Source organism: Rhodococcus kronopolitis, from assembly GCF_042654025.1.
In the GTDB taxonomy this organism is placed as follows: Bacteria; Actinomycetota; Actinomycetes; order Mycobacteriales; family Mycobacteriaceae; genus Rhodococcus_G; species Rhodococcus_G kronopolitis.
Map to the genome: position 1 here is coordinate 312,723 of NZ_JBHSFO010000003.1, position 16,973 is coordinate 329,695.

The following is a 16,973-nucleotide window of genomic DNA, read 5'->3' on the forward strand; positions in this document are numbered from 1 at the left end:
CTAAATCGAAACGCCCACCCGGTCACTCCCCTGCCCTCCCGACCCGCAGACCCTCGTCCTCGCACACCGCCGCCAGCAGCGCCGCCAGTCGGTCGGCGAGTTCCGCCGCCACCGCGGGCTCGAGCACGTCGGTGCGGTAGCCGAGGAAGGCGTGCACCGGACCCGGCCCGACCGGCTCGTAGAAGCTCAGCGTCAGGTCCGCGGCCGGCACCCCCACCGGCACCGGGAGCAGCGCCCCGAACGCGTCGTCGACGGCGCCGAGGTCGGCCTGTTCGTGGTGCACCACCAGCACCTGCGGCCGCAGCACCTCGCCGCCGAGGTCCGCCGCCACGGCGGCGAACCCGATGTCCTGATGGTCCAGGGCCGCCAGGTTCGACGCCCGGACCCGGCCCAGCAGTTCCGCGAAGGTCGGCCCGCCCGAGGTGTCCGTGCGCAGCACGACGGTGTTGAAGAAGCAGCCGACGAGTCCGCCCAGCGCTTCCTCCGCCCGGCCGGCGACCAGCGATCCCATCGGGAGGTCCTCGCCCACACCGGATTCGGTGAGCACCGCCGCCAGCGCCGACTGCAGGACCATGAACATCGACGTCCCGGTCCGGCGCGCCAGCGCGTCGATCCCGACGTGCAGGTCCGCATCGATCGGCAGGGCCACCAGGTCGCCCCCGGCGGGACGCGTCGGCCGCTCCCCCGGCAGGTTCAGCCGCTGCGGGATGCCGTCCAGCCGCTCGCGCCAGTAGCTCAGTTGCGTTGCCTGCCTGCTGGACTCGTCATCGGCATCGCCGAGCACCCGGCCCGTCCAGGTGACGTAGTCCGCGTAGCCGACCGGCAGCGCGGGCAGTTCCGGTTCGGCGCCGGCGAGCAGCGAGAGGTAGCCCGCCAGCAGCTCGCCGAGCAGCGGCACCACCGACCACTCGTCGACGGCCAGGTAGTGCATCGCCAGCAGCAACGCCTGCCTGCCGTCGGCCGTCTCGAGCAGCGTCACCCGCAGCGGTGCGTCCGCGTCCAGGTCCATCGGCCGCTGCGCGAGCTCGAAGACCTGCGCCGCGAGGTCGCCGTCCCCGACGTCGACGCGCTCGAGACGCGGACCCGAAACCGGGACGCCCCGGACCACGTCGCCGTCGACGACGAACGCCGTGCGCAGCGGCTCGTGCCGGGACACCACCAGCTCCAGCGCCCGCGCCAGCACCGCCGCGTCGACGGGCCGCTCCGGGTAGAGCGAGAGCGCATGGCTGGCCACACCGGAGTCCCGGTACGCCGACCACTGGTGACGCTGCACCGGTGCCAGCTCCCCCTGGACGTCCGACGCGGCACCCACCCGCGCCGTCAGGGCAGGCCGGTCACCGTCCGCGGTGACCGTCAGCGCCGCCAACTCGGCCACGGTCGGCGCCTCGAACACCTCCCGGATGCTCAGTTGCGCACCGAGTTCCGTGCGCACCCGGCCCACCAGCTGCATCGACGCCATCGAATGGCCGCCGAGGTCGAAGAAGCTGTCGTGCACGCCGACCGACGGCAGGCCCAGGATCTCCGCGAACAGCCCCGCGATCACCGCCTCACGGTCGGTGCGCGGCGCCACGTCGCCGGTCAGCTCCGACCAGTCCGGCGCGGGCAGCGCCTTGCGGTCCAGCTTCCCGTTCGGGGTCAGCGGCAGCGGCCCGTCGAGCACCACCACCACGGACGGCACCATGTAGTCCGGCAGCGACGCCGCCACGTGGGCGCGGACCGCCGCCGGCTCGACGGCCGCGCCGTCGAGCGGGACCACGTACCCGATCAGTCGGGCGATCGCCCCGTCCCGGTCGGTGACGACGGCGGACTGGTTGACGCCCGGGCTGTCCGCGAGCGCGGCGACGATCTCGCCGAGTTCGATGCGGAAGCCCCGGATCTTCACCTGGTCGTCGACGCGGCCGAGGAAGTCGATGTTGCCGTCCGTACGCCAGCGCGCCAGGTCGCCGGTGCGGTACATCCGTCCGGGCCCGAAGGGGTTGGCGACGAAGCGACCCGCCGTCAGCGCGGGCTTGCCGAGGTACCCGCGGGCCAGGCCGCGACCGGCGATGTACAGCTCGCCCGCGACGCCGACGGGCACCGGCCGCAGCCGCGAGTCGAGGACGAACGCCTGCTCGTTGGGGTCCGGGATGCCGATCGGCACGGCCTGGTTCCAGCCCGGCTTCGCCTGCCAGAGCGTGTTGTTCACCGTCGCCTCGGTCAGGCCGTAGGCGGCGAGCAGGTTCAGCCGCTCCGCCCACCGACCGATCAGGTCCGGCGGCACGGTCTCGGTGCCGACCAGCACCGTGCAGCCCTCGGGCACCAGGGCGCCCGGCGGCAGTGCCGCCATCAGCGACGGCGGGACGATCGCGTGGGTCACCGCGTGCTCGTGCATGAAGTCGGTGAGCTCCGGGCCCGCGACCCGGGACCGGTCCGGCACGATCACCAGGCGTGAGCCGGTGCACAGGGCCATCGACAGTTCGAACACCGCGACGTCGAAACCGACCGAGGCGAACTGCAGCACGGTCGAGCCCGGGACCAGTTTCATCCGGTCCTCGGCGGTGGCGACCAGGCTGGAGATGCCCTCGTGCGAGACCACCACGCCCTTCGGCCGACCCGTGGATCCGGAGGTGTAGATGACGTAGGCGGCGTGGTCGATGCCCGCGGGCACCGCGGCTACCGGCTTCGATGCCGAGGCCAGTTCCGCTGCCGTCCCCGGATCGTCGAGCAGCACCCGGGCCAGGCCGGGCGCCTCCTCGATCCGCGCGGACTCCGCGGCGGTGCTCAGCAGCACGCCCGCGGCCGAGTCGACCAGCATGTACGAGATCCGGTCGGCGGGGTGGCTCAGGTCCAGGGGCAGGTACGCGGCCCCCAGCTTGAGCACCGCCAGCACCGAGGCGACCATGTCCACCGAACGCGGAACCGCGAGGCCCACCACCGATTCCGCGCCGACGCCGCGGCCGGCGAGCACCGCGGCGATCCGGTCGGACCGCTCGTCGAGCTCGGCGTAGGTCAGGCTGCCGTGCTCGTCCAGCGCGGCCGTCGCGTCCGGGGTTGCCGCCACCCAGCGCGCGAAGGAGGCGTCGAGGGTCTCCTCCGGCACCTCCCGGCCGGTGTCGTTGAACTCCACCAGCACCAGCTCGCGCTCGCCCGGCAGGAACACGTCCACCGCGCCGATCTGGGTCGACGGATCCTGCGCGACGGCGTCGAGCAACGCCAGCTGTCGGCGGGCGATCGCGTCGGCTGTGGACCGGTCGAACAGGTCGGTGCCGTACTCCAGGCGCAGCGTGATCCTGCCGTCGTCGTCGCCCGACCCCCCTGCCGCGGGCAGGAACTCGGTGAAGTTGAACACCAGGTCGAACTTCGCGGTCCGCTCCTGCAGCGGCACCGGCTCCAGCGTCAGGCCACCCAGCTCGGTGATGTCGGCGGCCCGGCTGTGGTAGCCGACCATCACCTGGAACAGCGGGTTCCGTGCCAGCGTGCGGGCCGGGTTCAGGCGCTCCACAACGGATTCGAACGGGACGTCGGCGTGGGTGAACGCCGCGAGGTCGAGCTCGCGGACCCGGCCCAGCAGCTCGCCGAAGGTCGGGTTGCCGCTCACGTCGGTGCGCAGCACCAGGGTGTTGACGAAGAAGCCGACCAGCTCGTCGAGGCCCTGCTCGGTGCGCCCGGCGATCGGGGCGCCGAGCGGCAGGTCCTCGCCCGCACCGATTCTGTTGAGCAGCGCGGCGGCGGCCGCGTGCAGCACCATGAACATGCTGGCGCCCGAACGGGCGGCCAGCGTCCGCAGTGCCGCGGTGGTGCCGGGGTCCAGGTCCAGTTCGACGGCGCCGCCGGCGAAGCTCGGCCGCGCGGGCCGGGCCCGGTCGGTGGGCAGCGTCAGCTCCTCCGGCGCTCCGGCGAGCGTCCGCTCCCAGTACGAGAGCTGGGTGCTCAGCACCGACTCCGGGTCCGTGGCGTCGCCGAGCAGTTCGCGCTGCCACAGCGTGTAGTCGGCGTACTGCACCGCGAGCGGCTCCCACTGCGGGGCCTGACCGTGTGCCCGGGAACCGTAGGCGAGCATCAGGTCTCGCAGGAACGGCCGGTCCGACCACTCGTCGGTGGCGATGTGGTGCAGCACCAGCGCCAGGACGTGATCGTCCGTATCCAGCCGGATCACGGTGCCGCGCACCGGGATCTCGCGGGTCAGGTCGAACGGCCGCAGCACCGCGCCGCGGACCAGGTCCGCGACCTCGGCCTCGGTTCCGTCGAGCACCGTCAGCTCCGGGGTCGCCTCGTCGAGGACCCGCTGCACGAGCAGCCCGTCGACCTCGCCGAAGACCGTCCGCAGCGACTCGTGCCTGCCGACCACGTCGGCGAGGGCGGCCGCGAACAGGGCGGTGTCGAGTTCGCCCCGCAGTCGCAGCACGATCGGGAAGTTGTAGGCGGCCCCGGCGGGCACGCCGTCCGGGGACACCGAGTCCGCCTCGATCTGCTGGATCAGCCAGAGCCGCTGCTGCGCGGAGGACATCGGCAGGTGCGCCGGCCGGACCGCGGGGGCCAGCACCGGGCGGACCGCGTCGCCGCGGGCGCGGACCCGCTCGGCGAGCTCGGCGACCGTTGGCGCCTCGAACAGGTCGCGCATGGACAGCTCGGTGGACAGGGCGGTGCGGGCCCGGCTGATCAGCCGGGTCGCGAGCAGCGAGTGCCCGCCGAGGTCGAAGAAGCTGTCCTCGACACCGAGTTCGGCGACGTCGAGCACCTCACCGAACAGCGCGCACAGCACCTCCTCGACGTGGTCGGCCGGCGGGCGCGAGGCCCCCGACCCGACCGCCTCGGGTACCGGCGGCAGCGCGCGCACGTCGAGCTTGCCGTTCACCGTCATCGGCAGGGTCTCGGTCGGCACGAACGCCGCGGGCACCATGTAGTCCGGCAGGCAGGCGCGCAGCGCCTGTGCGTACTTCTGGCCCCCGCCGAAATCGCTCACGGGCCCGGAGGGCACCACGTAGGCGAGGAGCCGCTTGACGCCGCCGGGTCCGGGCGCCGCGATGACGGCGCACTGCCGCACGCCGTCGAGGCCGGACAGGACCGACTCGATCTCGCCCAGTTCGACGCGGTGACCGCGGATCTTGACCTGGTCGTCGGTGCGGCCGAGGAAGTCGATGCACTGCATCTCCCCGGCCGTGCCGGTAGCCGGACGACGGCGGACCAGGTCACCGGTGCGGTACATCCGCGCGCCCGTCAGGAACGGGTCGGCCACGAAGCGCTCGGCGGTCAGGCCGAAACGGTCCAGGTAGCCGCGGGCCAGGCCCACACCGGAGATGTACAGCTCGCCCGCGACACCGTCCGGCACCGGCCGCAGCCAGCCGTCCAGGATGTGCGCGCGGGTGTTCCAGATCGGGGCGCCGACGGTGGAGGTCGCCGAGTCGCCGGTGCCGCCGCCGAGGGTGTTGATGGTGTACTCGGTGGGCCCGTACAGGTTGTAGCCGAAGGTTCCGTCGGTATCGCGCAGGCGATTCCAGACGGCGTCGGGCACGTTCTCGCCGCCGAGCAGCACCAGCGGCGGCCGGTGTTCGCCCGGACCGTCGTCGAGCAGGCCCTCCTCGAACAGGTGCTGGGCGTAGGTGGGCGTCACGTTGACGACGTCGATGCGGTGCGTGTTGCAGTACGCCACCAGCGATTCCGCGTCGCGGCGCAGGTTCTCGTCGCAGATGTGCACCTCGTGTCCCTCGACGAGCCAGAGCAGCTCCTCCCAGGACATGTCGAACGCGAACGAGACCGTGTGCGCGATCCGGAGGCGCCGGCCGCCGGTCATCGAGATCGTCGGCTCGAATATCTCTGCGCGGTGGTTGAACTGCATGTTGGTCAGGCCGCGGTAGCCGGTGACCACGCCCTTGGGCTTGCCCGTCGACCCGGACGTGTAGATCACGTAGGCCGGGTGGTCGAGCCGGCCGGGGGTTCCGGGCGCGAACCCGCCGAGCTCGTCCGCCGTCAGCGGGCCGGTGGCGAGGCCGCGTGCGGACTCCGCACCGAGCAGGACGACGTCGCCGGAGTAGCCGACCAGGCTCTCGCGCACGGCCTCGGTGGTCACCAGGGTCACCGGTCGCGCGTCGTCGAGCATCCCGACGAGCCGCTCGGCGGGGTGGTCGAGCTCGAGCGGCAGGTAGGCCGAGCCGGTGCGCAGCACCGCGAACAGCGCCACCACCATCTCCACCGACCGCGGCAGACCCAGGGCCACAATGCGTTCCGGTCCGGCGCCGTGCGTCAGCAGCCGCCGGGCCACCGCGTTGATCCGGCCGTCCAGGTCCGCGTAGCTGACCCGGTCGGCGCCGAACACCAGCGCCACCTCGTCCGGGGTGCGGGCGGCGGCGTCGGCGAACAGGTCCGCGATCGTCGCCTCCGGCAGCTCCCTGACCGTCGGCGCCGCGGTCAGCGCGGCCCGCTCGACCGACAGGGACAGGTCAAGCCCGCCGACCAGCCCGGACACGTCGTCGGCGAACGTCTCGAGCAACCCGACGAAGCGGGCCAGCAGCGCCTCGACCGCAGGCTCGCCGATCGCCTCGGGCCGGAACTCGAACTTGACCCGCACCCGGGTTCCCGGGGTGACCACCACGGTCAGCGGGTAGTGGGTGTGGTCGATGCTGTCGCCGCCGCTGATGTCGTGCGCGCTGTTGAGCGCCGACACCTGATCGTCGTCGACGAAGTTCTGCAGCACGTAGAGCACGTCGAAGAGCTGACGGTGCTCGGACTCGCGCGCGATCGTCGCCAGCCCGAGGTAGTCGTGTGCCGTCAGCGCCAGCCGCTCGGACTGGCTGCGCCGCAACAATTCCTCGACCCGCTCGCCGGGGCGCAGCGTGGTGCGTACCGGCACCGTGTTGAGGAACAGGCCGACCACCGAGTCGAGTCCGTCGACCTCGGGCGGACGCCCGGCGACAGTGATGCCGAACACCACGTCGTCGCGACCGGTGGCCGCGCCGAGCACCAGCGCCAGCGCGGCGCCGAGCACGGTGTTGAGGGTGACCCCGCTCGCGGCGGCGCGGGCGCCGAGCCGCGCGGTGAGCTCGGGCGTGAGCACCGCGTCGCGGCGCTGCGGCGGCTGCGGGACGCCGGGCACGGCGGCCCCGAGCAGCGTCGGCTCCTCGATCCCGGCCAGCCCGTCGCGCCAAGCCGCCCGGCCGGACTCGTCGTCGCGTCCGGCGAGCCAGTGCAGGTAGTCGTCGAAACCGCCTGCGGGCACCGGGAAGGCGGAGTCGTCCCCGGCCAGGTCGTAGAACGCCAGCAGCTGGCTGACCACCAGTCCGTTGGACCAGCCGTCCCAGAGCAGGAACTGACGGTTGACCACCAGCCGGTCGCGTTCGTCGTCCAGCCGGATCAGCATCACCCGCCACAGCGGCGGCGCGGTCAGGTCGAACGGGGTGAGCCGGTCGCGGGCGGCCAGTTCCGCGGCGTGCGGCTCCCGCAGCTCCTGGTCCAGCTCGCGCAGGTCGTACTCGGTGATCGGAACGTCCAGCCCGGCGGTCAGGAACTGCACGGGCTCGCTCAGCCCGTCGCTGACGAAACCCGCTCGCAGGGTGGGGTTCCGGCGCTGCAGGGTGCGCAGCGCCGCGGCCAGCCGGTCCACGTCCATCCGGTGCTCGAAGTCGAGCGTGAACTGCGCGGTGTAGATGTCGGCGGGAGCGTCATCGGTCGCGGCAGGCGACGCGTCGTAGGTGGCCTGGAAGTACAGGCCCTCCTGCAGCGGGGAGAGCGGCCACACCGCGTCGACGCCGTCGGGGCTGGCGGCCGCGATCCGGTCGAGTTCGCCCTGGCTGAGCGAGACCAGCGGCACGTCGGACGGGGTCAGTGCGCCCGGCCCGTCGCTCTCCCGCGCAGTCTGCGCGAGGTCGCTCAGCGCCGCCGCCCAACCCGCGGCGAGGGCGTCGCCGTCGGCGGCGGTCAGTCCGAGTTCGGAGCGGCCGAACACCGCCCGCAAGACCGGGCCGTCGACGGTGTCCTCGCAGTAGGCGTTGACGATCAGCCGGTACGGCCCGCCCATGTCCGCGTCGGGATCGGCTGCCAGCACCGCGGTCTCGGGCGCGGGCGTCCAGGCGATCGCGGCACCGGCCTGCGTCGAGGGCATCCGACCCAGGTAGTTGAACAGCACCTGCGACTCGGCACGAGCACCGAGCAGTCCCGCGGTGCGGGGGTTGGCGTAGCGCAGCATGCCGTACCCGATGCCGCCGTCGGGCGCGGACCGAAGCCGTTCCTTGACCGCCTTGAGCACCTCCAGCGGGTCCGACGCGGCCGGCAGCCTAACCGGGCTGATGCTGGTGAACCAGCCGACGGTGCGGGAGAGGTCGACACCGGGCTCGAGTTCCTCCCGACCGTGCCGTTCGAGATCCACCAGCAGGTCCGCGCCCGCGTCCCGGCCGGTCTCCGCGTGCCACCCGGCGACGGCGATCCGCAGCGCCGCGACCAACACATCGGTGACGTCGGCGTGAGCCAGCGCGGGGACCGCCGTCAGGACCGCGGTGGTGTCCGCGACGGAGAGCGAGACATCGTGCTGGGCACCGGTTCCGATGGTGGCCGCCCCGTCGACCTCCGGTACCAGGGCTGCGCCGGGCGCGGTGACCGCGGTCCAGTGCGCGAGCTCGGCGATCCGGTCGGCGCGCTGGGCGTGGTCGGCGACCAGGCGGCCGTACCCGCGCAGCGAGGTTGCCACCGGGTCCAGCGCGGGCGCCTCCCCCGCGGCGGCTGCGACCGCGGCCATGGCCAGGTCCTCGAGCAGGATTCGCCAGGACACCCCGTCCACGACGAGGTGGTGCGCGATCAGCAGCAGCCGGCCCGGGTTCCCGGAGCCGGTGTCGAACCACACCGCCTGCACCATCACGCCCGCGGCGGGGTCGAGTCGGTCGGCGGCGGCGTCGGACTGCTCGGCCACGGCGGCGCGCAACGCGTCCGGGTCGGGACTCGTCGCAACCACGTGAAACATCGCCGCGGCGGCGACGCTGCCCGGCGCGGTGGTCTCGGTGGTCCACACCCCGGGCGCATGCCTGGTCAGCCGGGCGCGCAGGCCGTCGTGGTGGTCCAGCACGGCCTGGAGGGCCGCGGTCAACGTGGCCGTGTCGGCGCCGACCGGGGTGTGCACCAGCATCGCCTGGTTGAAACGGTCTGTGCCGCCCGACCATTCGGAGAGCCGGTGCACGACGGGCAACGCCGTCACCTCGCCGATGCCGTCGACGACCGCAGCGGACCCGTCGTCGACGGCGTCGGTCGGCGCGTCGCCGATCAGCCTGGCCAGCGCCGCCGGGGTGCGGTGCTCGAAGATCTGCCGGGGAGTCAGGGTGACGCCCGCGCGGCGGGCCACATTCACCAGCCGGATAGCGACGATGCTGTCGCCGCCGAGGGTGAAGAAGTCATCGTCCGCGCCGACCCGCTCGAGGCCCAGCACCTCGGCGAACTGCGCCGTCAGCCGCGCCTCGACGGCGGACTGCGGGGCCCGCCCGGAGACCACAGCCGCAAAGTCGGGAGCCGGCAGCGCCTTTCGGTCGAGCTTGCCGCTCGGGGTCAACGGCAACGCCGCGAGTTCCACGAACGCGCTGGGCACCATGTGCTCGGGCAGTGACGCCCGCAGCCGCTCGGCATGGTCGCTCGTGCCCGCCGCGCCGGTCGGCACCACGTAGGCGACGAGCTGGCGACGTCCCGGGACGTCCTCGCGGACCACCACCGCGGCCCGCGCCACCGCCGGTCCGGCCAGCAACGCGGACTCGATCTCGCCCAGCTCGATCCGGAATCCGCGCAGCTTCACCTGGTCGTCGGCTCGACCGACGTAGTCGAGGGTGCCGTCCGTCCAGCGCACCAGGTCGCCGGTCCGGTACATCCTCGCGCCGGTGACGAACGGGTCCGCCACGAACCGGTCCGCGGTCAACCCCGCCCGGCCCAGGTAGCCCCGGGCCAGCTGCGGCCCGGACAGGTACAGCTCGCCCTCGACGCCTGCCGGGACCGGGTTCAGGTACTGGTCGAGCACGTACAGCCGGGTGTTGGCCACCGGCAGGCCGATCGGCACCGAAAGCGCCCGGGCCGCGATGTTCTGCGCGTCGAAGTGGTAGCTGACCTCCACCGCGGCCTCGGTGGGGCCGTACAGGTTGTCGAGCCGGACCCCCGGCAGTACCTCCGCGAACCGGCGGGCGCTGGCGGCGGGCAGGGCTTCGCCCGAGCAGGCGACCACCCGCAGCCCGGAGCACCGCGCGGCGGCCGGCTCGGCGAGGAACAGCTCGAGCATGGAGGGCACGAAATGCGCTCGCGTGACCGCGCGTTCGCGGATCAACTCGGCCAGGTAGCCGGGTTCACGGTGCCCGCCCGGCCGGGCCAGCACCACGGTCGCACCGGCGATCAACGGGCCGAAAAACTCCGGCACCGAGACATCGAAGCTGGACGGCGTCTTCTGCAGCACCAAATCGCCCACCGCCAGCGGGTTCACGTCCTGCATCCACAACAGCCGGTTCACCACACCCGCGTGCGGCACCACGACGCCCTTGGGACGCCCGGTGGAACCGGACGTGTAGATCACGTACGCGGGGTTGGCCGCGCCGACACGGCCCGCCGGGCCCTTGCCCTGCGCCGCCGCGGCGTCGGTCGCGACCAGGTCGGCCAGCACCACCGGGAGCTGCGGGACCGCGGTGTCCGCCGGGAACGCGGCGCCGTCGGTGAGCAGGCACACCGGTGCCGCGTCGGTGAGCATGTAGGCCAGCCGGTCCGCCGGGTAGTCCAGGTCCAGCGGCAGGTAGGCGCCGCCGGCCTTCCCGATCGCCAGCAACGCGACCATCAACTCGAGCGAACGCCCGAGCGCGACGGCCACCACCGACTCCGAGCCGACGCCGCGGCCGACGAGGACGCGCGCCAACGCATCTGCCCGCGCGTGCAGCTGCGCGTAGGTCAGCTCCTCGCCCTCGAACTCCACGGCCACCGCGTCCGGGGTACGGACGGCCTGTTCGTCGAGCAGGTCCGGCAAGGTGCGGGTCTCCGCGACCCCCACCGGCGCCGCCCAACCGGCCTCGAGTTCGCCGCGCTCCGACTCGGACATCAGGGCCAGCGTCGCGATCGTCCGGTCGCCGCCCGCCGACAGCGCCGTGAGGAAGGCCGTCATCCCCCGCGCCAACCTGGATGCGGTCGCCGAATCCACCACGGACGCCTGGTACTTCACCTCGATCTGCAGCTGCTCGCCCGGCACGACGATCAGCGTCACCGGGTAGGCCGGGTTCTCCTCGAAGGTGATGCCGGTGATCTCCAGCACGCCGCTGGGATCGGCGACCGCTCCGGCGCCGAGCGGGTAGTTCTCGAACACCACCAGGGTGTCGAAGAGGTTGTGCAGGCCGGTGAGCCTGCGCAGCTCGCTGAGCCCGACGTACTGGTGGTCGAGCAGAGCGGACTGCTCGTCCTGCCAACGGGTCAACGCGTCGACCACGGATTCGTCTGCACGGTAACGCATCCTGGACGGAACGGTGTTGATGAACAGGCCGACCATCGACTCGATGCCGCGCAGGTCGCCGCCCCGGCCGGACACCGTCGAACCGAACAGCACGTCGTGGCGCGCGGACAGCCGGCCCAGGAGCAGACCCCAGGCACCGTGCACCAGGGTGCTCAACGTCAGGCCGTGCGTGCGGCCGAAGTCCACCAGGTCCGCGGTCTGCGCCGCGGTCAGCCGCACCCGCAGGTCCCGCGCTCCGGCGTCGGCGTCGACTGCCGTCGCACCCACTCCCGCAGGCTCCTCGACCCCGGCCAGCGCGGTCTGCCACGCCCCGAGCGACTGCTCGCGGTCGCGGGACGCCAACCAGCCCAGGTAGTTCCGGTACGGCACCGCCGCGGGGAGGGCGGGCGGCGTGGTGTCGGCGGGGGCGTACAGCGCCATCAGCTCGCGCAGCATCACCGGCACCGACCAGCCGTCGGCCACGATGTGGTGGATCGACTGCAGCAGCAGGTGGCGTCCGTCGTCGAGGACCACCAGGGTGTACCGCAGCAGCGGCGCCCGCTCGAGGTCGAACCCGCGGATCCGCTCCTGCGCGAGCAGCTCTCGTACCCGCTCGCGTGCCGCATCCTCGCCGAGCCCGCGCAGGTCCTCGACCGCCATCGGCACTCGGGCACCGGCGGCCACCACTTGCACCACCCGGCCGTCGGCGAGCGCATGCATCCCGATCCGCAGTGCGGCGTGCCGGTCCACCACCGCCTGCAGCGCCGCGTGCAGCGCGTCCGCGTCGACCGGGCCGGTCAGCTCGATGGCCTGCTGCACCACGTACGGGTCGGCGCCCTCCTCCTCGAATGCGCTGTGGAAGTAGATGCCCTCCTGCAGCGGGGTCAGCGGCAGCACATCGGCCACCGTCGGCACGTCGGTGCGCAGCCGGTCCACGTCGAGCTGGGTCAGCGCCGCGTGGGGGAAGTCCGACGGGGTGGCGCCGCCGAATGCGGCGGCGGCCGCGAGCGCGGTCAGCGCCCGCGTCCAGTCGGCCGCGAGGGCCTCGACCTGCCCCCGGGTGCACACCCCCGGCGCCCAGGTGAGGGTGGTCCGCAGCGTCGGCCCGTCGGGGCCGTCCGCGGCGACGGCGTCGAGCGCGAGGGCGTGGCCCATCGGCGCCGCCGGGTCCTGGGCACCGGTCATCGTCAACGGCAGCCAGTCGCCGGCGCCGGCCGCAACCCGGCCGAGGTAGTTGAGCAGCACCTGCGGCTGCGCCGCCGATTCCAGTTCGAGGCCGGCCGGACTGAGGTATCGCAGTGCGCCGTAACCGATTCCGTTTCCGGGCACCGCCCGCAACTGTTCCTTGACCGCCTTCAGCGCGGCCGCCATCGCCGCCGGGTCGTCGAGGTCGACGCGACCGGCGTCCAGGCGCACCGGGTACAGGCTGGTGAACCAGCCGACGGTGCGCCCGAGGTCCACGGGCCGACCGGCGGCGTCCTCCTCGCGGCCGTGGCCCTCCAGGTCGATCAGCACCTGGGTGCTCGGGGCCGATCCGCCGTCCGCCACGCGGCCGTGGCCCGCGGCCAGGGCCCCGGCCAGCGCGGTGAGCAACACGTCGTTGACGCCGCCGCCGAACGCCGCGGGTACCGAGGCGAGCAGGGGCGCGGTCAGCTCCGGCGCCAGCTCGACGGTCAGCGTCTGCGACTGGCCGCAGGTGTCGCGTACCGGGTCGAGGCGACCGGCACCGAGCGACGGCTCGGCGGCGGCGGTGACGCCGCGCCAGAAGTCCAGCTCGTGGTCGAAGGCGCCGGCCCTGGCCCGCTCCCCCAACAGCTGCGCCCAGCGGCGCAGCGACGTACCCGCCACCGGGTCCGGGTCCGCGCCGTGTGCCGCCCGGGCCAGGTCCTCGAGCAGGATCCGCCACGAGACCCCGTCCACCACGAGGTGATTGACCACGAGCAGCAGCCGACCGGGCCGCGCCTCGCCGGCGTCGAACCAGACCGCCTGCAGCATCACACCGGCGTCGGGGTCCAGTCGGTCGAGGGCCGATGCCGCCGCCCCCGCCACCACGTCCTCGAGCGCGTCCGCGTCGTAGGAGGCCGCGTCCACCGTCTGCAGCAGCTCCGCCGCGTCGGGCACGCCCGGCCCGGGCACCGCCAGCACCCACTGCTCGCCGCGGTCCAGCCGCGCCCGCAGCGCGGGGTGCCGGTCCAGCACCGCCTGCAGCGCGGTCCGCACCGCGTCGCCGGTGAGCCCGGCCGGGGTACGCACCTGCACCGACTGGTGGAACCGGGCGACGGCGTCGCCGAAGGTCCTGGCGCGAGCCACGATCGGGGTCTCGGGGATGTCGCCGGTCGGCACGTCCGCCACGTCCACCTCGGCCGCCTCGCGGCCCTCCACCTCGCGGGCCAGCGCCTCGACCGTGCGCAGCGCGAACACCTCGCGGGCACTGAAGTGCAGCCCGGCGGCGCGTGCCTGGTTCACCAGCGCAATGGCCACGATGCTGTCGCCGCCGAGCGCGAAGAAGTCGTCGGTGACGCCCACCTCGTCCTGCCCGAGGACGCCCGCCACCACCGTCGCGAGCCGCCGTTCCAGCTCGGTGCGCGGCGCGAGACCCGAGAGCCCGTCGCGCAGGTCCGGTTCCGGAAGTGCGCGACGGTCCAGCTTGCCGTTCGCGGTGAGCGGGAAGACGTCCATCACCACCACGGCCGTCGGCACCATGTACTCGGGCAGCCGGGCGGCCACCCAGGATCGCAGCGCGACGGCGTCGACCGCGCCGTCGGTGACCACGTAGCCCGCCAGGTACTTGGCGCCGGCCTGCTCACGGACCAGCACCGCGCACTGCCGAACCGCGGGGTGCGACGCCAGCGCGGCCTCGACGTCCTCGAGCTCGAGGCGCATGCCGCGGATCTTGACCTGGTTGTCGGCGCGGCCGATGAAGTCGAGGGTGCCGTCCTCGGTCCAGCGCGCCAGGTCGCCGGTCCGGTAGAGGCGGGATCCGTTCTCGTCGAACGGGTTCGCCACGAAGCGGGTCGCGGTGAGCGCCGGTGCCCCCACGTAGCCGCGGCCCAGCAGGTAGCCGGCCGCGTACAGCTCGCCACCGACGCCCGGCGGGACCGGCCGCATCCGGCCGTCGAGGACGTAGAGCTCGGTGTTGGGGTTCGGCCGTCCGATGGACGAGGCGATCCGCTCGGCCCGGTCCCGGTAGATCACGTGGGAGACACCGATGGTCGCCTCGGCCGGCCCGTAGCCGTGGTAGAGCGTGGTGGTGAGCTGGCGGCGGAACCGGTCGAACAGTTCCGGGGTCAGCACCTCGCCGCCGCACCACACGTGCCGCAGTCCGTCGAGCGCGGGCGTGCCCTCGGCCAGGTCCAGCAGCACGCTGAGCATCGAGGACACCAGGTACACGAAGGTGACGCGTTCGCGTTCGATCAGGTCCAGCAGGTACTGGGCGTCACGTTCGCCACCGGCCTCGGCGACCACCAGTCGGCCGCCGGACACCAGCGGCAGCAGCACCTCGTTGACCGAGATGTCGAATGCCAAGGGCGCCTTGAACAGCGACGCATCATCCGCACCGAAGCCGAGCACCTCGTCGACCTGCCAGCCCAGCCGGGCGCAGATCGCCTCGTGCCGGATCATCGCGCCCTTCGGGCGGCCGGTGGATCCGGAGGTGAAGATGACGTACGCCAGCGACCGGCCGTCGATCCGGCGATCCAGCGGCCCGTCCGCCAGGTTCGGGTAGGCCCAGCCGTCCAGGCTCACCGGGACGGCTGCTGCCCCGACGTCGATTGCGTCGGCCGCGGTGAGCACCAGCCGGACGGCGGCGTCGGCGAGCACCTGGGATCGGCGCTCGGCCGGCCAGTCCGGGTCCAACGGGACGAAGGCGCCGCCCGCCGTCATGACCGCCAGCAGACCGACCACCATCTCCGCGGAACGCGGAAGCCCCACCGCAACAACTTCTTCCGAACGCAGACCGCGCTCCAGGAGGTGCCTCGCCAACTGGTTGACGCGGGCGCCGAGCTCGCCGTACGTCAGCCGGACCTCGCCCGCAATCAGCGCCGTCGCGTCCGGGGTCGCGGCCACCTGCGCGGCGAATAGTTCCGGCACCGTGCGCGAGTCCTGCGGCGCGGCGGTGTCGTTCCACCCGACCAGCACCTGCCGGCGCTGCCCGGCCGACATCGCGTCGTACTCGCCGACCGGACGCGACGGGTCCGAGATCAGCTCGTGCAGGTAGTGGGAGAGCTGCTCGCGGTGCCTGCCGAGCTCGGCGTCCAGTCCGGCACCGGCGCGCAGGTCGATCCGGATCGGCTCCGCTTCCTGACCGTCCGCGGCTTCCTGGCCACCCTGCACGGTGAAGTCGAGATCGTTGACCGCACCGGTCACCGAACTCTCTGCGCGCACCGGGTTCCCGGCGAAGGTCAGCACGTGGTCGAACATCATCACGTTGATGCCGGGCCCGAAGACCCGCCGCGACGGGTCGGTGGCGCGCAGCTCCCGGGCCAGGTCCTCGCCTCGGTAGCGCCCGCGCCGCAGCATGCCGACCAGCGCGTTGTCGATCCGGCGGACCAGTTCCGCGAGCGTGGTGTCCGCGTCGACCCGCACCCGAAGCGGCAGGATCGTCGATGCCATCGAGGGGAGGTTGCGCAGCGCACGGCCGGTGCGGCCGGTCAGCGGCACCGACAGCAGCAGGTCCGACACCCCGGTGATCCGGTGGATGTAGGCCACGAGCATCGCCATCGGCACCCGGGTGCGCCGGATGCCGGCGTCGTCGGCGAAGCGGTAGAGCGCAGCGACGGTGTCCGGGTCCAGTTCGACGGTGCTGACGACCGGCGGAGCCGTCGGGTCCAACGGCGCCGGCAGCAGGCTCGGCGGCTCGGGCGCATCGGCCAGCACCTCGAGCCAGTGGTCCCGGTCCGCCGCAAACCGAGCGGAGGACCGGTAGTCGGCGTCGGCGTCGATCGCGGTCCGCAGCGACCAGTCCTGTTGCGGGGTATCGAGGTTCGGGTCGTCCTGCCGGGCCGCGACGTCCGCGACCAGCAACGAGATCCCGTACCCGTCGATGAGGCTGTGGTGGTAACGCTGGTACCAGCGCAGGTCCTCGTCACCGACGCGCAGCAGCGCCTGGGTGAACAGCGGACCGGCGCCGCCGAGTTCGGCGACGGTCGCCAGGTCGCGCGCGACCCAGGCCCGGGCGGACGCGTCCGGGTCGGGTTCCGCGCGCAGGTCCAGCACCTGCAGCTTCCACGCCTCGGGGTCGGTCGGCTGCTGCCGCAGCACCCGGTCCGCGCCGAGCTCGAACCGCACGTGCAGTGCCTGCGCGGCGGTGATCGTGCGACGTACCGCGGCGGCGGACCGCTCGACGTCCGCAGGTCCGTTCACCCGGACGGTGAGGGCGATGTTGTACGCCGCGCTGCGCGGTGCCAACTGCTGCGCGACCCACACCTCCGACTGGGCGGCCGAGACGGGCAGCCAGGTGCCCGTCATCGGAGCGGGTGCCGACGAGTCGTGGAGGGAAGCCATTGATGTCCGATCATCGTTGCGCGACGCCCACGAGCTGCGTCAGATACCGGACCTTAGGATAGGCTATCCC

Annotated in this window: 1 protein-coding gene and 1 pseudogene; both read right to left on the reverse strand. The window is 73.2% G+C overall.

What is annotated here, in order from left to right; translation table 11 throughout:
* Positions 1-22: 22 nt before the first annotated feature.
* Entirely contained in the window at positions 23-4,486 is a 4,464-nt protein-coding gene (locus tag ACFO6S_RS21265) for an amino acid adenylation domain-containing protein (protein ID WP_417715000.1), read from the reverse strand.
* Between the two features lie 75 nt (positions 4,487-4,561).
* Positions 4,562-16,903, reverse strand: a pseudogene (locus ACFO6S_RS08115) (amino acid adenylation domain-containing protein); the annotation flags it as partial.
* Between the last annotated feature and the right edge of the window lie 70 nt (positions 16,904-16,973).

Coding starts and splice junctions, on each gene's coding strand:
- ACFO6S_RS21265 (WP_417715000.1), bottom strand. CDS start 4,486: ATGTCCTCCGCGCAGCAGCGGCTCTGGCTGATCCAGCAGATCGAGGCG.